The sequence below is a fragment of the Armatimonadota bacterium genome (genome assembly GCA_017993055.1).
GTDB lineage: Bacteria > Armatimonadota > UBA5829 > DTJY01 > DTJY01 > JAGONM01.
On the sequence record JAGONM010000052.1, the window covers coordinates 1 to 18,640 of the forward strand.

General features: G+C 62.1%; 11 protein-coding genes. 4 read left to right on the forward strand and 7 right to left on the reverse strand.

Going from position 1 to position 18,640, the window contains the following annotated elements:
• The first annotated feature begins 144 nt into the window (after positions 1-144).
• The 3 genes from KBC96_14350 (at position 145) to KBC96_14360 (ending at position 6,483) form a co-directional block, all read left to right on the forward strand.
• Entirely contained in the window at positions 145-3,180 is a 3,036-nt protein-coding gene (locus KBC96_14350; protein MBP6965574.1) for a hypothetical protein, read from the forward strand.
• A gap of 83 nt (positions 3,181-3,263) precedes the next feature.
• Positions 3,264-5,177, forward strand: a complete 1,914-nt coding sequence (locus KBC96_14355) for a hypothetical protein (GenBank protein MBP6965575.1) — start codon at positions 3,264-3,266, stop codon at positions 5,175-5,177.
• A 130-nt stretch (positions 5,178-5,307) separates the two neighbouring features.
• Complete coding sequence (locus KBC96_14360; GenBank protein MBP6965576.1) at positions 5,308-6,483, forward strand: hypothetical protein; 1,176 nt, start codon at positions 5,308-5,310, stop codon at positions 6,481-6,483.
• Between the two features lie 15 nt (positions 6,484-6,498).
• Here the strand turns inward: KBC96_14360 and KBC96_14365 are convergent, their stop codons facing one another.
• Positions 6,499-7,494 carry an NAD(P)-dependent glycerol-3-phosphate dehydrogenase gene (locus tag KBC96_14365; GenBank protein ID MBP6965577.1) on the reverse strand — a complete coding sequence of 332 codons (996 nt, stop codon included), beginning with the start codon at positions 7,492-7,494 and terminating at the stop codon, positions 6,499-6,501.
• A gap of 154 nt (positions 7,495-7,648) precedes the next feature.
• Here KBC96_14365 and KBC96_14370 point away from each other — a divergent pair, with 154 nt between their 5' ends.
• Positions 7,649-9,955, forward strand: coding sequence for a penicillin-binding protein 1A (locus KBC96_14370; GenBank protein ID MBP6965578.1), 2,307 nt, complete (start codon positions 7,649-7,651; stop codon positions 9,953-9,955).
• A gap of 34 nt (positions 9,956-9,989) precedes the next feature.
• Here KBC96_14370 and KBC96_14375 read toward each other — a convergent pair whose 3' ends face one another.
• The 6 genes from KBC96_14375 to KBC96_14400 form a co-directional block, all read right to left on the reverse strand.
• Entirely contained in the window at positions 9,990-11,108 is a 1,119-nt protein-coding gene (locus KBC96_14375) for a beta-lactamase family protein (protein MBP6965579.1), read from the reverse strand.
• Positions 11,093-12,223, reverse strand: a complete 1,131-nt coding sequence (locus tag KBC96_14380; GenBank protein ID MBP6965580.1) for a family 10 glycosylhydrolase — start codon at positions 12,221-12,223, stop codon at positions 11,093-11,095. The genes KBC96_14375 and KBC96_14380 overlap by 16 nt, the downstream gene beginning before the upstream one ends.
• Before the next feature lie 317 nt (positions 12,224-12,540).
• A complete protein-coding gene (locus KBC96_14385; GenBank protein MBP6965581.1) occupies positions 12,541-13,206 on the reverse strand; it encodes a hypothetical protein in 666 nt (221 codons plus the stop codon).
• Positions 13,207-13,594: 388 nt separating this feature from the next.
• A complete protein-coding gene (locus KBC96_14390; protein ID MBP6965582.1) occupies positions 13,595-16,792 on the reverse strand; it encodes an N-6 DNA methylase in 3,198 nt (1,065 codons plus the stop codon).
• A 229-nt stretch (positions 16,793-17,021) separates the two neighbouring features.
• Positions 17,022-18,080: a hypothetical protein gene (locus KBC96_14395; protein MBP6965583.1), complete on the reverse strand. Its 1,059-nt coding sequence runs from the start codon at positions 18,078-18,080 to the stop codon at positions 17,022-17,024.
• The coding region (locus tag KBC96_14400) for a flavodoxin family protein (protein ID MBP6965584.1) at positions 18,077-18,640 on the reverse strand (564 nt) is incomplete at its 5' end. The genes KBC96_14395 and KBC96_14400, both read right to left, overlap by 4 nt.

Below are 18,640 nucleotides of genomic sequence, written 5' to 3' on the forward strand. Positions count from 1 at the left end.
TCGTGAATGTGACCGACTACAACATCATGAAGATGAACTGGTTCAAGGTTGGCGACGCGCAGTAATCGTGCTGCGCGCGCCATCACACTCCGGGGAGAGCCACTCCGGCTCTCCCCGGCACTATGCAGAGGAGGAAATGGAAAGATGCGTTACCTATTGACGGCGCTGCTCGTGTTGGCCATGATCGGCTGCGCGGCGGCAAGCATTACGGTCTACATGTATGCGGATCCGGCCCCCAACGCTTACGGGTCGCCGAACTTCGCTGCATGGCGGACTGCAGCCTATGCCGATGCGGCAAACGGCTCGTTCGTGAACATGCGAAACGGCACCTTCGTTGGCCAGATGAAGTTCACGGCCACGGAGGCCATCGTCTACAGCACGGGCGATCTCGGCAAGCGGCTTCACTGGGTCTACTGGATCCCGGGGCAGACGGTCGCCGGGCTTCAGAACCTGTTCCAAGTCAAGAATGTCTGTGACTGGGACGGCGTTGACTACTCGGGGGGAAGCACTCCCGACGGACCCGAGGTCGGTTGGGTGCAGCCGAGCTCTTGGATTGACTACGGCGGTGGGGTCGTCGGAACCCTGGGAAACGCATGGTGGGCCAGCGATGACCTGGCCGAGCCGCTTAGCACCGACGCCAACGCCTACAACGAGACCGATGCGGCCGACATCCAGGCGCTGGCGGACGAAATGAACGCCTACCAGACGCACTGGACCGGCAGTATCCGCTACCGAGAGAGCGTCAGTGACCCTTGGACCGTCCAGACAATGCGGATGGCTCTCGTCCAGCCGAACACCGTGCGGCTAGATCCGACCGCGCTGTACATCAAGCCGGACCAGATCTGCGTGTTCAACTTGAATGTCGCTAACTTGCTCCAGCCGGTAACGGGACTCCAGGCGATGATGAACTTCAGTTCAACCTACTTCAAGTCGGGCACCGGCGAGGTCGTTGTCGCGGCGGGAGGCGGTGACTGGGACCAGCTCATCTGGGATCAGTGGACGACCGGCGGGGACCTTGACGTCGCCGTAGGAGTCAGGCTGGATCTGGCCGGCGGCACCGACGCAGACGCCACGACGGCCGTTATCACGTTGCAGGCAAACGGAGTAGAAGGCGCCACCAAGATGGTCTTTCGGCCGGATGCCGATCCTGATCCGGGTCTGACCCAAAGCACCTATCTCTCGGACACCTCGAGCAGTCCGGTGTGGCCTGCCAAGGTAGACAGCGTTGATGTGGTCATTGACGGCACGGCGCCGGACATCGCTTTGCCGGCAAACTACAGCACGTCGGTTGCCACGCAGAGCATCGAGGCGAGTGCTGACGACCCGGTTTCGGGCGGCGTCGCTTCCGGCATCGCCAGCTTCAAGATGGACGGTTCCGACTTCACGAGTCCGACCACGGTCGTTCTCGTGCCGGGTGTGAACACGTTCGACTTCGAGGCGATTGACAAGGCCGGCAACGTCGCGACCAAGACGTTGACCATCACCTACACGCAGCCTGCGCCTACGATTGGTCTGTATGCGTCCCTGGCGCCTAACGTGTATGCCGGCGGAAGTTCCTGGAACGCCTGGAAGGCAAACGCGTTTACGTTCTTGCTGACCGGTGTTCAGAACGGCACGACCCCTTACAACACGTTCCAGGATCTGGGGTTTGCCACTGAACTCGACTACTCCACTACTATCGTGACCACCGGCTCCAGCACGTGGCTCGGCCTTCCATGCCTGGACAGCACCGAGTGGGGTACGGCAGTCCAGTTCGCATACGTAATAGACAACGGCGTTGTGTCGAATCCCGGGGCCGCAAAGCTCGACCTCAACTACGTCGCGGGCACGTATCGCTTCGAGTTCGCCAGCGGGGAGATTGATTTCGACAGTTACGCCAGTCTCGCAGGCAAGACCTTCGGTGGAAATGTGTCCTGGAAGGGATACGACTACTCCGGCGGCACCTGGGTCGAGGTGACGAGCGGCTCCAAGGCCGACATGATCATCAGCGTGAAGAACCGCATCGGGAACGCATGCGGTCCTCTTCAGTCGGATATGGATGCCCTGTATGCCGAGTTGTCCGGTGCTACCGGCGACGAGTTCCTGTCCGGCAAGTACGGCATCACATACTCCGGTCAGCCGGGTGTGGGCGACGCAAGCACAGGTGTTCAGACTCTCAACTTCGGACCTGTGAATGACGACACTAATCCGCTGGTCGCGATAACCTCTCCGTCGGACGGGTTGGAGACCAACGTTGCCGCTCTGACGGTGACGGGTACTGCTTCCGACCCCGGAGACCTCGCATCCAGCCTGAAGTCGGTTGCAGTCAACGGCGTTCCAGTCACCGTCACCGACGGTGCATGGTCCATTGACCTGACGCTGGTCGAAGGCAACAACACGATCACCGTTGTTGCCGAGGACTACGCCGGGAACACCGCCTCCGACACGATCACAGTGTTGCTCGATACGAGCAATCCGACGATCAGCATCAATGACAACTTCGGGGCGGACCCCGTCCTGCAGGGCGTCTACACCGTCACGGTAACGGCCTCCGACGCGAGTTCCGGCGTGGCCGGTCCTCCCACCATGAACTGGGACGGCCTGTCGGCATCCGCCGGCACGGAGGGTCCGGCTGGAACGTGGACCTACACGGTGACGATTGACGATGCGACTGCCAACGGTTCACACACCATCACGGCTGACATCAGCGATGAGGCGGGCAACCCGGCTCCTCAGGCGACCCGCACGATCAACGTGAACAAGAACCAGGCCACCGGACAGGTCGAATGCGAGGGCTTCGTCGGTGCTAGCCGCGATGTAACGTTCGTCGCGACCGGCGCGACGACCAAGAGCTGGACCCTCACCCTGTCGTTCAGCGGCGGAGTGGCGTCGTACACGCTGACCGACGTTCCCGACGGAGTGACCGGTCTCTCCGCCAAGACGAACTGGAGTCTGCGGAACAAGCTCGCTGTAACGCCTGACGGAGACGGGCAGATCTCGGCGATCTTCACCGGGACTGAGAAGCTCCTTGGCGGAGACATCAACGGATCGAACTCCATCAACATCCTCGACTACTCGATCCTGAAGATCCAGTGGATGACCACTAATCCGGTCGCGGATATTGACGGCAGCGGCGTCGCAAACGCCGTGGACTACAACATCATGAAGGGCAACTGGTTCCAGGTAGGAGACCTGCAGTAGCCGTGTGATAAGACGAACACCCGGAGGGCTTGAACGCCCTCCGGGTGCGTCCTTGTTTTCTCCGCAGAAGGAGGACGAGTGATATGAGATACCTGACTCTACTATCGGTTGTACTGGTCATCGGTGCAATGTGCAGTTCGCCGAGCATTGCGTTCGTCGGTTGGAGTGAAAACTTCGACGGCGCTAATCCTCTGGCCAACTGGGTGACGAATGCCGGTACGCCCACAGTCACGTCCGCGCCTACCAATCCGATGGGGTTGAGTTTCGTTGACGCCGACGGTACGACGACCCGGATTTCGAGAGTCTTCGACAACTCCGGGGCCAGCTACGTGAAGCTGAGTTTCTATTTCTACAACAACTCGTCGGCGACGAGTACTCAGCGCGCCGTAGGGGCCTTTCACAACGGTAGTGGCGGAGTACCCGGGGCAAATCCCGGTCTGATGAGGCTGGGAACGAACAACGCGTCGACATACCAATTTCTCTACTACACGACGGCCACGGTCACTGTGAATACCGGCGTGCCGATTTCTGCCGGCGTCTGGCACTATGCGACGATCGAGGCTGACCTGACAACGAAAAGCATAAGGTGGACCTTGGACGGCGTATCTGGTATTGTCAGCAACCCTCAGTTGACGGCAGCGTACTTCCCGAACATGGTGACTCTGGGGAACAACTACTCCAATGGCAGCGTCGGTGCGCCCGACACCTCCACATGGTTCGACGGCGTTGTCGTATCCAACTTACTGCCCAACTCTTTGATGCTGAACGTTCAGGGGCTCAACGTACAGGACAACACCCTTTACGTTCCTTACGGAGCGGTTGTCAGTATCAAGATGGACGTGGCGAACCTGATGCAGAAGGTGAACGGCTGTCAGGCCATGCTCGGCTACAGCAACTACTACCTGTTCGCCCAGTCCGGATGCGTTGCGCCGGGAGGCGGGGTCTGGGACCAGCTCATCTACAACTCGTGGGACGTTGGGTCCGGCGAGCCCGGTGAAATCGACACGGCAATCGGCGTGGACGCGCAGGGTGCCGTCGGCACCGACGCGGACGGCACCGTGGCGAACATTCAACTCGTTGCCCGTGACAAGGACGGGGTTACTCAGGTCGTCTTCAGGCCCGACGTGAGCGACGTCGAGTGCACGTGGCTGAGCGACATGAACAGTCTGCCCATCATCCCGAACAAGACCAATACGCAGAATATCGTCATTGACGGAACCCCTGCGGCGCTGCAGATCGCATCGGCGACTCAGTTGGGCAACGAACTGCTGACTTCGCTCGGAAGCACCACTGCCGCGGTTCAGGGCCGAGTGGACTTCCTGGTGACGGCAAGCGATCTGAACGGGCTTCCTGCCGCGCCCGCGGTCAACGTCTACGATTCGGCCCTCGCGCCCATACCGTGCGTATTCGACGGCCAGGTGCCTTACGGGTCAGGAAACTACTACTACCACATCAACGTCCCGCCCACGGCGGCGAATGGGCAGGCGACGATAAGGGCGGCCGTGTTCGACAAGGCGGGCAACCGCACAGACGATCTCGATCACTTCCTGATCGACAAGAACCAGATCACAGGTCAGGTCGAATGCGAGGGCTTCGTTGGAAGCAGCAGGAACGTCACCTTCGTTGCCACCGGCGCCACAACCAAGTCGTGGACGTTGACGCTCACCGGCTGGTCGGCGAACAAATCGAGCTACACGCTGACCGGCGTCCCTGCAGGAACAACCGGCCTCAGCGCCAAGTCCGCATGGAGCCTCAGGAGCAAGCTGCCGATAATGCTTGCAGACGGACAGGGCACGGCGGACTTCGTTGGGTCGGACATGCTTCTCGGTGGAGACCTGAACGAGTCGAACTCGATCAACGTGCTGGACTACTCCATCATGAAGTCCTACTGGTACACGACCAGTCCGCTCGCCGACATTGACGGGAGCGGTCTGGTGCAGACGGCCGACTACAACACGATGAAGGCCAACTGGTTCAAGCTGGGAGACGATCTCTGATCCTCTCCACGAGAGGTTGGTCGCCAGGGGAGGGCATGTGAACCCTCCCCTGGCTCCGAACTCACGAGCAGTTCATCACACGCGTTTCTGTGAGCGACAAGCGCGACATGGGATCAAGGAGGACACAGCGATGGGAAGCATCATCCGGCAGGAAGCATCTCGGATGTCGTTGGTGGTAGGAATCATCGCCGCTCTGGCCGCTATTGGGTGCGCGGTCGAGTCGTGGGCCGACGCATATCCGCCGGAATGGCGCGGTTCCAGCGGCACGACCTACCAGGAGTGGGCTTTCACAACCAACAGCAACCCCTCCTCACCGGATTGGTGCAGCAATCCGTTCGCGGCTCCAAGAGCGGCAATTGACTACCATCCCCCCTGGGGTTCCGGCTGGTACAACACATTGCCCGCAGTCTACGGTTCGGCTCAGGGATGGTGGGACATAGCCATGGGTTCAGTCGCCCTTAGCGTCGTGAACCGTCCGGATATCCCGGTGGATGTCTGGAAGGATATCACTGTGCGCGTGGTCTACTGGAAGGACATCAACCTGGCGCCGAATGTCGTGATCGCACCGTCCGCCACCCTGCTTGGCAAGACCTCGACGCTTGTGCTGTCGGGACCGGTCGGCGGAGGATGGTATGCCGACCTCTGGAACTTCCATATAGATCCCAACCGGAGCTCGGAGAGCATCACGATTGCCGGTCACCCGTCCATGGGCTCGCAGATTGACAGCGTGGCAGTGGACACCCGTTACGCCGCTTCGCTCGCATCCGCCGGCGAAGTCCGTACTCTTCCCGAGGGTACCGTGATCGAGCTGACGGGCCCATGCGTTACTCGAACCTTCGACACGTTCTTCTACATGGAGAACCTAGACAGGTCTGCAGGTATCAGGGTGAACTGCGCCGGGGGTCAGTCGCCTCCTCCGGAAGGCACCTCTCCGAAGGTCACCGGAGTACTCCGCACGATTGACGGTGAGAGGCTCATTGACCAGGCCTCGACCACACCTTGGGGAAACGGATCTGTTCTCCCCCTCGGTATGAACTGCCGTGCAGTGCGTGTCGGGCTCACTCCGCAAGGGATTCTGGTATACCTCTGGGGCCGCGCTTCGGTGGCATCACCGACGGCAACATCGTTCACCCTGAGTGATGGATCGCCCGAAGGCGTGCCGGTGCAGTTGTACGGGGTCGCCCCGCCGACGGACGGCGCATACATCGTCGTCTCAGGAATACTGGGTGCAAACCCGAGCGGTCCCTTGCTCCGCGTCGGGTTGAGCGACACCGTCAGGGCTACATCCGGAGCGGCTCGCCGCTAGAGACGCGCGCGTCGGTCACCATATCTCGTCCCGCGGCTGCCGCAGCATGAGGTCGGCGACCGCGACGTTCGGCGGCTTTCCCTCATAGAGCAGGGCGTAGACCTGCTCGGTAATCGGCATCGGCGTGTCTAGTTCTCGGGACAGGCGCCAGGCCGATTCCGTGGTTGGGACTCCCTCGACGGCCTGACCTATCTCGCCAAGCATCTCGTCGAGCGGGCGTCCCTTCCCCAGTCCTATTCCCAGACGGTGGTTTCGACTGATCGGGCTTGCGCAGGTAACGATCAAGTCCCCCACCCCGGCAAGGCCCATGAAGGTCTCCTGTTTCGCGCCCATCCTGACGCCGAGCCGAGTGATCTCGGCCAGACCGCGAGTCAAGAGAGCAGCCTTCGAGTTGTCACCGAATCCGAGCCCGTCGCAGACACCCGCTGCGATGGCGATTATGTTCTTCAGCGCGCCTCCCATCTCAACCCCAAGGGTATCACTACTCGTGTATACACGCAGCGACGGCGACATCAGCAGGCGCTGAGCATAGTGAGCGGCATCGGAATCCGAAGACGCAACGACGGTGGCCGTGGGAACACCACGGGCGATCTCAGCGGCTATATTCGGTCCTGAAAGAGCTACGATCGGATTTCGCCCATGGAGCGACGCGCCCAGCAATTGCGACATCGTGGCGCAGGACTCCCCGATGAGCCCTTTCGTCGCGCTGATGACGGGAATACCCGGATGGAGGCACGCGCCGAGTAAATCCGCGACTTCCGGCGCGCCTTCGGACCGAACCGCGAACAGCACTGACTCAACACCGCCCACGGCTTCCGGTACGTCTGTCGTGATCTCGACGGTCTCGGGCAGGACATACCCCGGAAGAAAAGGATTGACTCGCGTGCGGGCTATCTCACCCGCCTGCTCCACGTCGTAGACCCAGAGCGAGACATCGTGACCCCCCGCCAACAGAATCAGCGACAGCGCCGTACCCCAGTTGCCCGCTCCCAGCACCGCGACCTTGCCCATAGCGAAGTACCTCGCCGAGATTATACCACCGGCCGGAAACGGGCGCAAAAGCGGAGCCTCCGGCGTATGTATACACTGGGGGCGCTTCCCTACCGCGACGAGTTGACATGGGAGAGGCGCCACTCCTATAATCGGACCGTTGGAGGATTCCTTCATGCGCGGCCGCCGAACTCGAAAGTCCCCGAAACGCATCAGCAGGCGTCTCAGAATCTTCATGATGTACGTGAAGATGGCGCTTCTGTTGCTGGTTGCGTTCGTGATTGTGGTCGTCGCGGGGGCGTTCTACAGCTTGAACAAGAACCTGCCGACAGGCCTGGATATCTCGCAGTACAGCCCCACCGAGGCGACCAAGGTATTCTCCGCCGACGGGGTCATCCTCGCCGACGTATACGAGGAGAACCGCGAGATCGTGCCGATCACCGACATCCCTGACGACCTTCGCCGCGCCACGGTCGCCATCGAGGACAGCCGATTCTACAACCACATCGGCGTTGACCCCAGGGGCATCGCCCGGGCCGTCGTGGAGAACCTGCGTCGAGGCCGTATGTCCCAAGGAGGGAGCACCCTCACCCAGCAGCTTGCTCGCAACGTGTATCTCAGCCGCGAAAAGAGCATCTCGCGAAAACTCCAGGAGGTTATTCTCGCCCTCAAGATCGAGCGAAACTACTCGAAGGAGCAAATCCTCGAGTTGTACCTGAACCAGGTATACTACGGCAGCGGGGCTTACGGAGTACAGACGGCATCGAGGATCTACTTCGGCAAGGACGTCAAGGATCTCAATCTGGCAGAGTGCGCCCTACTGGCAGGGCTTCCCCAGAAACCCTCCGGTTACAATCCTCATGAGTATCTGGACGATGCAGTCGCGCGGCGTAACGTAGTTCTCGCCCGCATGGTCCAGCTAGGCTACATCACTGGTGATCAGGCCGACAGCGCCAAGGCCGAAAACGTGAAGCTGATCGAACGCAAGCCGAAAGGAATCTCACACTACAAGGCGCCATGGTTCGTCGCATACGTCATCAGAGAGGTCACAAAGGCGCTGGGCCCGGATGCAATCTACCGCGACGGCCTGCGCATCCAGACGACGCTGAACTTCGAGATGCAGGAGATTGCCGAGAAGGCCCTACGCGAGGGAGTCGCTCGCACGAAACGCGGCAACGCAAGCCAGGGAGCGCTGATCTCGATCAATCCGCACAACGGCTATATCGTCGCGATGGTCGGCGGCGTGAACCCGGATTTCACCAAAGACCAGTTCAACCGGGCGGTTCAGGCCAAGAGACAGCCCGGGTCGGCTTTCAAGGCGTTCGTCTACACCGCCGCCATTGACAACGGTTTCGATCCGCACTACCGCGTCTCGAACGCCAGGATCACCTTCAGCAACCCCGGCTCCAAGCCGTGGACCCCGAGGAACTATGACGGGCGCTATGGCGGCACATACTCGCTCACACAGGCGGTCGCCCAGTCCATCAACATCGTTGCCGTCCGCGTTGCTCAGAAGGTCGGGATTGACGAGGTCATCAGATACGCCAGACTGTGTGGGATCGAATCACCTCTATCGCCCAACCTCTCGCTGGCACTCGGTTCGGCGGAGGTCTCCCCGTTGGAACTGACATCGGCTTACGGTGTCTTCGCTACTCGAGGGATCCGGGCCGAGCCGATGAGCATCGTCAAGATCACCGACCGCGATGGCGGCATCATAATGGACAACGCCCCTCAGACCGCACAGGTCCTCAGCCAGGAGACCGCCGACGTCGTGAGCGAGATGTTCCGCGCCGTCGTCACCAGCGGCACCGGGCGCAGGGTTCGCTACTCCGTTCCGAACGCGCACGGCAAAACCGGCACGACCAACGACGATAGAGACGCCTGGTTCGTCGGATACACGCCCGAACTCGTGACCGGCGTGTGGATCGGCAACGATAACAACGCTCCCATGCGAAACATCTGGGGCAGTACCGGGTGTCTCCCGATATGGGAGGAGTTCATGAGGAGAGCGGTTGTGATCCGGCGGCGTGAGGACGCGTCGAAGGAAGAGAAGGCCAAGCCGGAGACCGTCCGCGAAACCAGAGAGCGTCCCGAGCGCCGCAGGGAGCGGCAGGAATCGCCCCCGCCGGAGCCGACTCAGCAGGTGAGGCAGATCAGCATCTGCGCCGAAAGCGGTCTGGAGGCGAATCCGCACTGCCCGAACACTTACAAGGTTGAACTGAACAACTCCAACGCGTCGCTCGGAAAATGCCAGATTCATCGAGGCGCTCCCGAGGCTGATCGGAGTGCGCCCGAGCCTCTTCCCCGCGCCGAACAGCCGGCGCCGCCCAGGCCGCCAGCAGGAGACGCCTACGTCACCCTTCAGATATGCGCGGACACCGGGCGTGTCGCTACCATCTACTGCCCCGAGCGGGTGACGAAGCGCTTCAAGGCCGACGAGGCGCCATCGCGCGTGTGCACCGTCCACGTCCCAAAGGATTAGGCTCGCGGCCCGAGTGCGCGGAGTCTACCCGCGCCTAGCCGCACTCGACGACCGAGCCTGCCACCGCGTTGTGGAAGAGCCGCCTCCGCCGCAGGAAGTCCGGGGCCTCGCGTTTCCGATACACGCGATTCGTCAACAGCACCACGAAGACGTCGTGCTCGGGGTCCAGGAGGAACGAGGTCCCCGTAAACCCCGTGTGTCCCGCCGCTCGAGCGGAGAAGAGGTCCGCGCAGGGCGTCATCTCGTTGGGCCGGGTGAAGCAGCCGTACCCGTGCCCCCCAATCGAAGGGTCGAGCTGGTTCGAGATCATCCTTCCGACGCTGAGCGGGCTGAGCAGCCGCACCCCTTCATACTCCCCGCCGTCCAGCATCATCCGGCAATACCGCGCCATGTCCGGCACGGTCGAGAACAGCCCCGCGTTGCCTGCATTACCGTCCATCGCGTGAGCGTTCTCGTCGTGCACCTCCCCCACGAGGCAGTAGTCCCTGCCCCGGCTGTTCGATGTCGGCACGATGCGGTCGCACAGGTCGCGCGGAGGGTTGTACCCCGAGTCGTTCATCCCCAGCGGCTTCAGCACGTTCTCAGCCCCGAACTTCTCGAGCGGCATTCCCGTGATCTCCTCGATGACGAGCCCCAGCGTTATGTACCCCATGCAGCTATAGGCGTAGTGGGCGCCAGGCTTGTGTTCCAGCGGAATCTGGAGAAGCTGTTCGATCGCGGACTCTCGCGTCCCTTTCTTAGAGAAAAGATCGCACCACGGCGGCAGGCCCGAGGTATGGGTGAGCAGATGCCTCAGGGTAACGTCGGCGAGATGCTGCAGTCGCCGCCCCGGGAAGAAGTCCGTCACCGGCTGGTTGAGGTGGACTCTCCCCTGCTCGACCAGCATCATCAGCGAAGTCGCCGTGCATACCGGCTTCGTGACCGACGCCATGTCGAAGATGGAGTCAATCCGCGCCTCGGGAGCCCCAGCCTCCCCATGACGGCCGAACGCGCCCTGGGCAACGACGGAACCGCGCCGACCGACGGCGTATGCGCCCGCCGTATACTCGTTCTTCTCGATCCCCTCGACGACGATCCGCTCCGCCCGCGCGAGCCTCGCCGCGTCCAGGCCGACTTCCTCCGGTCGAACGGCCGCCGTCATTTCGCCAGCCATCCGGTCTCGGGCACCGACGCCGGCGTCCCGAAGACCGCCTCCCTGATCGCCGCCAGGTATTCGTCGTTCGTGCCGTCCTTCGTCGCGTTCCCGTAGGCGAAGAGGCTGATCCCGTCCGCTCCGAGTTCCCGCGCGCGCTGAATCTTCTCGATCGTGCTCTCCGGCGTGATGCGCCACTGCCCGATCCCCGCGAAGACCTGCCGCCCGCTCGCGGACTTCACGGCATCCTCGCACTGCGCCGCGAACGTCTCCGTGTCCTGCGCGTAGATCATCGGGTACAGCACGTCCACTATGCCGAGCTTCATCCAGAGCTTCCAGTCCTGAAACCTGTGATTGTATGCGTCGTCGTAGCTCGGGAAGACCGACGCCGAGACCACGATCCCCGGCTTGATCTGATGCGCGCGCCGGTAGACCATCCCCACAAGTTCCGTGATCTGGTCGCGCCGGAACTGGTCGTATGCCTGCGGGAACATCTGCACGTAGGAGAGCCGATCCTTCATCGCCTCCAATACCTCGATACGGTCGGGGGCGATGACCTTGTCCATGCGCTCCTTGAAGCGGCTCAGGCATCCGTCGCAGAAGCAGTAGTCCACGCTCGGGTAGCGCACGAAGTCGAAATGCACGCCGTCCACGTCGTAGTTCTGCGCCACGTCGAGGAAGCAGTTCCGCACGTGCTCCTTCACTTCCGGGTTGCTCGGGCAGGTATATGCTCCCTCGCTCTGCCCCTGCGCGGTGAGGGTCACCTTGTTCTCCCGGTCGTGCATCAGCCACTCCGGGTGCTTGTTGACGATGTGCTCCGGCGACTTCGGGAGTTCCGCCCCGCTCCACGAATAGTGGGTGTTCAGCCACGCGTGAATCTCGATCCCCGCCTTCCGGCACTCGTCAATGTAGCACTGAAGCGGATCAACGTCCGGGTCCTTGATCGCCTCCGCGCGCGGCTCGAAGTTGGACTTATAGAAGGCGTCTCCCCTGCCCCGCACCTGCACGACCAGCGTGTTGAAGTTGTTCTTCTTCGCGAATGCGACCGCGTTCTTCGCCTGCTCCGCGCTGGTCACGTCGAAACGGACGACCCACATCGCGCGCCCCTCGGGCTTCGTGCCGTTGGATTCTGCCATTGTATTAGCCTCCATGAGAATCACCGCCGACATCAGCGCCGGCAATAGTATGAGAAATCTGTTCAGCGCAAACACCGCCTTCCTTCCCGCGCATTATAGCATCTCCGCGCTGGGAAGGGGAGTCCCGTCCCATGTCCAACACGCCGTTAGCCCTGAGTGATCCTGAACTCCGAGTGTTTCGATACGCTGCGCGCTCAGCCCCCTCGGAGTTCAGGATGGTATCGAAGGGCGGCCTCGCGCGCAAAAAAAAGGCAGGGCCAAACTCCCGGCCCTGCCCCATATCATGTTTCGCGCTTCGATCGTCGCGCGTTCCCCTCCTATGCCGCGTTCAGCATCCCCCGCGCGGCCACCGTCGCCTCGTCGGACGGCGGAGAGAGGTCTATCTGCTTCGTGCCCCGGTAGCGCACGAAGTACGTATACTCCGCGCCGTCTCCGGTGATGTCGTCGTAGTACGGAGAGCGCGTCGCATAGCCGATCATCGTGGGAGCATCCTCACCGGCCCTGGTGCGGTAGATGTTCGCACCCTTCACGCCCGCCGGCTTCCCGTTGATCATCTCGTTTCCCGGCTCCGGCCCCCAGTGAACAGTCACCTGACCGACAACCGTCTCCAGAAAGATCTTCGGGATCAGCTCCGTTATCGGCACGGCTGCCATCGCGATGATGGCCGGGGTCGGCAGACCGAGCAGCGTTCGAAGCTGATCGGTCATCCCCGGGTGGTTCTGGATCCGCTTGACGAGGGGGCGGAGAACCGCTTCCGCATCGGTGCGGCTGTTGATCTTGGCGGCCGTCGCGCCCCTGGCGAGCTGCTTCTGCTGAACGTGCGTACCGTACTTCGCGTTGAAATCGCCCTGGGCGTCCTCGATCGGGACGAGATCATCCGCCACGAGGCCGACCAGCGCCTTGTTGACGCCGAGGACCGTCACGAAGTTCAGCAGCCAGGTGTCGAACACCTGATCATTGCTCGGTACATAGTCTTTTGCCAACTATATGCTCCTTCCTTGTGCGAGACCGGATCGCGTCCGAGCGGCGCCGCTTCACCTCCACGCTTCCCGACTTCTTCTCGGGAGGCCCCGACTTTCTCTCGGGATGCCCCAACTTTCTCTCGGGAGGCCCCGACTTTCTCTCGGGACGCCCCGACTTTCTCTCGGGAAGCCCCAACTTTCTCTCGGGATGCCCCAACTTTCTCTCGGGAAGCCCCGACTTTCTCTCGGGACGGCGGAATTCGGTCGGCCGGGAGATCGGCCCCTGCAGTAGGCGGCTTCCCGGCAGGCTGCGCCCCGGCACTATTACCGGGGGAGCGATCCGTTACTCATTATGGAAACGAGTGGCGGGGTTCTTTAGGGCGAGCGGGGAAATATTTCTTGCGAAAACCTACTCGATCGGCCAGGAGGGGATGAGGGAGTCTATCTCCCCCATCAGGCGCATGGTCTCCTTGAGGGCGACGACGATCCTCTGGTAGTGCTGCTGATCATCGAAGTTGAGCTTCCGGCCTCTGCGGTCCTTCAGCCATTTGTCGAGCACCTGGTAGCCGCCGATGTGAAACTCCCAGACCTGCGGCTCCACGCCCGCGAAGTACTGGTCGCCGTTGATGTAGACGCGCCCGGCGCTCCCCTCGCCCCCTGAGGGAGAGGGGTCGGGGGTGAGGGGTTCTGCGTACCGGACCTTCTCCACCTCGTCCGTCCCCGCAACCGGGTAGCTGGTGACGAGGTTGTTCAGCGCCGGCGACTCCATGAGGTGCAGCCCGACGAGTTCCGCGCCCTTCTCGGCAAGGCGGCGGAAGAGGCCCTTGTCCGACGTTAGCGGCACGCGCGGGAAGTCTATCTTGAGGAACTCGGCGTACCGGGTCCGGTAAGTCGGCGAGTGGAAGACCGCGTAGATGTAATCGAAGATATCCTCCGGGCCGAAGGTCGCCTCCAGGTCGCCCTTCCCGTCGGTGACGAACTCCATCCCCAGGCGCTTCTTCAGGTCGGCGACGAAATCGGGATTGAGGTTCGGCCTGCGCCCCTTCTCACTCAGCGGCCAGGGTTCGGTGTCGAGCAGAAGGTCTTGCTGATCCTGCGCGTCAGCCAGTCGTGGATAGAGATACAGCGGGAATACGTTCGAGCCGTCCTTGAGTTCCACGTATAGTGCGGGGGTTGGAGCATCGGAGACAACCGCGTGCCTCCACGTTTCCATCTTTGTTTGCCGAACGATGTTCAGACAGAGATTCTGCTTTACGGCAACATGATCCAGCAGTTCGCGACGTGGCCTATCCATGATCACATCGCTGTAGTAGCATGCTCTCTCGTCAAACGGACGGTATAGGCATCGCGCCTGCGCTGCCCTGGGGTCCTTCACTGCAAGGAGCTTCCGTCGGGCGGTGGGAATGTCCAACCCCCCTACGTCGTACTTCACCCTCACGTCTGACTCTGCAACGTTCTGGTCCAACAACGTCGTGATTCTTTGGGCTATCTCATGTGCGTCAAAGGCAATAGCGAACCCGTCGCGGTGCGTCTGGAAGCCGAGCACGTTCACCGGAACAGCGGCAGTGACCACCCATCCCCTGTTATACTCGGCCCTGAGGCCGGCATCCCCGGCAACGAACAGATAGAAGGGCGAATCGGGCGCGGCGTCCTTCCATTCGGTCTTGGCCACATCGCTCTCGCAGAGATCGGAGTACTTCGTCTTTCGGCTGCCCCACAGGTGAGCGTGTCTGACAGTCCCCGCACCGCTGGTGTCCTTCTCCTTCACGAACATACCGATGGCTACGCCCTGCTGGATATCGAAGACGTTCTCATCGGGTCCGCCGTCCGGGGCTTTCTCCTTCTTCTTGCAGTTGCCGTGCAGATCGAGGATGCTGATCTCGCTGAAGGTCCGCATCAGGCTCTGCCGCATGCCTCGGAAGGTCGGGTTATCCAAGTAGCCGTGGTTGCTCACGTAGGCCAGGATTCCGTAGCCGGTCTCGTCTATCCGCCACTGCCCGAAGCGGATGAACTTCACATAGTCGTCCTGAAGCCACTTCGGGTTCTTCTCCCCAAGCGGCTTTCCGTCTACCTCGTAGTAGCCCGAAACCTTTGCGCCGTCCGGGAGCCTGCCCTTCAGGAGGCCCTCTATCCACGCGCCCTTGTTCGCGGAATGGCCGGAATACGGCGGGTTGCCGAGGACGACCATTATCGGCTTCGTCTGCTTGACATCGGCGGCGGCGTTCGCCTCCTCCGTGATGAACCCGGCGAAGCCGAGCGGGACCTGCTCCTTCGTGCCCGGCTCGAGCGTATTGGTGAGGTAGATGCCCAGTCGCTGATCGGACTTGAACTCGTAGCCCAGCTCCTCCAGCAGCATCCCCATCTTGAGGTGCGCGATGGTGTACGGAGCCATCAGCAGTTCGAAGCCGAAGAGCCTGGGGAGCAGCTTCTCCTCCACGTAGCTGTTCCAGCTTCCCAACTGCCCGTTCTCCGCGAGGCGCTGGTGGATGAGCTTCACGACCTCGAAGAGGAACGTGCCGGTCCCGCAGGCGGGATCGAGGATCATCACCTCCGGGTCGGCGAGGCCGAGCGGCTTGTCGAACTTGGTCTGAAGCAGATGGTCCACCGAGCGGACGATGTAGGAGACGACCGGCTCCGGCGTGTAGTATACGCCCCGAAGCTCGCGCTGTTTTGGGTTGTACTCCGCGAGGAACGTCTCGTAGAAATGAACGACCGGGTCCTCCCTGCGCGTGCGAGTGCCGAAGTCCTCCAGGATGGCGTGCATATCCGCATCCGCGAGAACCTGCGCGAGGTCGTCAACTATCCAGGTCACGCGGTCGTCCAGCTCGACACCGGCGATGTGGGCGAAGGTGCTCCGCAGGAAGGGATTGGTCTTCGGGAGCATGTAGGCGGCGTTCTGGCGCGTGAACTCCCGGTCGGGCTCCGCGTTGACCCTCGCCGCGAAGAGACCGTAGGCGACGGTCTGCGCGAACATGTCGGCGAACTCGTCCGTCTTGAGGGTCGGCAGGAGGACCTGCTTGAAGCTCTCGTATTGAGCGTGGAGCGTGCCGGTCTGCTCCTCCAGCTTGAAGGTTTCCTCGGTGACGTTGCGAATCATGCGGGCGAGGTGAGCCATGCGGGAGGCGAGGTCCTTCGCCGTCCCGACTGAGGGGACGCGGTGCTGCATGAAGCGGTCGAGGAGGTTGTAGACCTGCTCCAGGCTCTCCTTGCTCGGCTTTACCGCATCTTCCGTGAGCATCCCGAGGGTGGCGGCCTCGCGGAACTGGCCGTCGGTATACCATCGGAACTCGACGTAATCGGTGAGGATGAGGTTCGGGAGGGAGGCGCGGTATCGCTTGAGCTGCTCGTCCTTCTCGATCTCGCGGAGGTTCTTGCCGATGTCCTTCGCCTCGATGTAGCCGACGTTCACGACTCCAGTAGCGACGATATAGTCGGGAGCGCCCGCCTGAATGCGTCGGGGCTCGTTGGTGGCGACGGTCTTGGGGAAGAGCGCCTCGATCGCCTTCTTGAGGGCCGGGCGGTGGGTATGTTCGGTGGAGTCGCGCCTTGCCAGGTTGGCGGAGAGCTCCTTCGCGTAGTCTCTGAGTGCTCTGGGATAATCCGGCATCGGCGTCTCTCCTGCACCATCTCGTCATCCTGAACTAGATTCAGGGAAGGGTCCATCCCCGGCGTGGATGCTGAACCAAGTTCAGCATGACGACCGCGCTAGACGTCACCCTGAACTACACTCAGGGTCCACGGGGAGTTGCTGCTCGTAAAGAGGTTAGCCGCGAGGGGGAACATTTCCTGCGAAAAACGGCAGACGGCGTCGAACCGCCGGGGGGAAAGCGGCATGGTCACGTATTCCTCTTCATCCACGCGAGAAGCGAGCGCGCTTCCTGCTCGGTGCGGACGGTGACGTCGTAGAGGACGTGCTCGGGGCGGAGGCGCTTGCAGTAGCTCGGGATCTCGTCCGCCGATGCTCCAATGTAGACCGCCTTGCCCGCCTTCTGGATTTCGACGAGGAGGTCCATCCACTCGATGGTCGGGGCGTTGCCCGCGCCGGAGACCCATTGGATCGCGCGGATTCCGGGGATCGAGAGAACATCGTGAAGGTGGACGAGCGCGTCCGGGCCGTCGTAGTGATAGACGGAATGCTGGAGGTAGGACGACTCCTCCTCGAGCGAAGGGAGGACCCAGCGCCGAAAGTGCTCGGGGCCGATCATGCAGGCGAAGTCGCATTGCAGTACCGCATAGGTCGTCTCGCTGTAGAAGGGCAGCCATCCGATATACCCGCGACCGTCCATACGCCCCGCCTGGCGTAGGCCGTCAATAACCCGCGGGAACGCCTTGCGCACTGTCTGCATGGCTGCATCTATCCGATCCGGAACGTCGAAGAGGTCGGTGCAGAGTTCCTGCGGGCCGCGAAGCGCTGAGAGGGCGTCCATGTTGCTGTGGATGTCCGACATCCCCATGAGAAACCTTCCCTCGGCGATTTCGGCTCCGACGCGCATCAGGTCAAGCATTCGCTCCCACCATCCACCGTGAGGCGCACCGATCTCCAGTGCATCGGTCGCCCAGTCGCGGACGTTGGGGACGGACCAGGTGGTGCCGGCGCTGTCCGGGGAGTATCGGAGGTCGCCTCCGACCCAGGCGGCGAACATGTCCGGGCCGTGGTTCGGGAAGTAGAACGGGACGGCCTCCGCGAGCCACTGGACGCTTGAGGCCCATTCGCCGAACGCGCGGACGTGGGCGGCGGGGGTCTCGATGCTGCTGAGGCTCCCGGGGTGCGGCGGGCTGCCGGGCGGGGGTGCGACCTTCAGGCAGATCGTGGGGCGGTCAATGATCGCGCCCGCCCAGAAGGCGTCCCAGTATCGCCTTGCCTCGTCAAAGTCGGGTTTGAGTGCGAGTGTCATATCGTCAAGCGTCTACCGATCTCGAATGCGCGGTCGAGTGCGCCGGGCTTTCCAAGGACTGCGCCCTTCGGGCCGACTCCGTCCACGAGGAGGGTGTGGGTGATCTTCAGCCCCAGGTACTCGAAGCTCAGGTCGAACATCCTCAGGAGCGGCGAGGCGGCCCTCTCTCCCTCCTCCTCACAGGCCGTGACGATGATCGCGCCCTTGCCCTGGATCAGCGGGCGCCCCTGCGGGCGGTTGAACGGAACCAGGCGGTCTATGAACGCCTTCATGAGTGCAGTCGGCGCGTACCAGTATACCGGCGTCGCGAACAGGAGCACGTCCGAAGAAGCGATGGTGTCGTAGAGGATCGTCATATCGTCGTCGAACGCGCACGGGCGCTCTTTCGTCCAGCATTGCTCGCATCCGACGCAACCCCGGATGTTCAGGCGTCGGAGGGCGACGGCCTCCGTCTCGAAGCCGGCCTCTTTCGCGCCCTCCAGGATCTTGAGGGCGAGCGTATCGGTGTTGCCATTTGCCCTCGGACTGCCGAGGAACGCGGTGAGTTTCATCGCCATCTC

What these genes read in the sequence shown, in the direction of transcription:
- KBC96_14350 (MBP6965574.1), top strand. Translation starts at nt 145, where the DNA reads ATGCGTTACCTATTGACGGCGCTGCTCGTGTTGGCCATGATCGGCTGC.
- KBC96_14365 (MBP6965577.1), bottom strand. Translation starts at nt 7,494, where the DNA reads ATGGGCAAGGTCGCGGTGCTGGGAGCGGGCAACTGGGGTACGGCGCTG.
- KBC96_14390 (MBP6965582.1), bottom strand. Translation starts at nt 16,792, where the DNA reads ATGCCGGATTATCCCAGAGCACTCAGAGACTACGCGAAGGAGCTCTCC.
- KBC96_14375 (MBP6965579.1), bottom strand. Translation starts at nt 11,108, where the DNA reads ATGGCTGGCGAAATGACGGCGGCCGTTCGACCGGAGGAAGTCGGCCTG.
- KBC96_14370 (MBP6965578.1), top strand. Translation starts at nt 7,649, where the DNA reads ATGCGCGGCCGCCGAACTCGAAAGTCCCCGAAACGCATCAGCAGGCGT.
- KBC96_14395 (MBP6965583.1), bottom strand. Translation starts at nt 18,080, where the DNA reads ATGACACTCGCACTCAAACCCGACTTTGACGAGGCAAGGCGATACTGG.
- KBC96_14380 (MBP6965580.1), bottom strand. Translation starts at nt 12,223, where the DNA reads ATGGCAGAATCCAACGGCACGAAGCCCGAGGGGCGCGCGATGTGGGTC.
- KBC96_14360 (MBP6965576.1), top strand. Translation starts at nt 5,308, where the DNA reads ATGGGAAGCATCATCCGGCAGGAAGCATCTCGGATGTCGTTGGTGGTA.
- KBC96_14355 (MBP6965575.1), top strand. Translation starts at nt 3,264, where the DNA reads ATGAGATACCTGACTCTACTATCGGTTGTACTGGTCATCGGTGCAATG.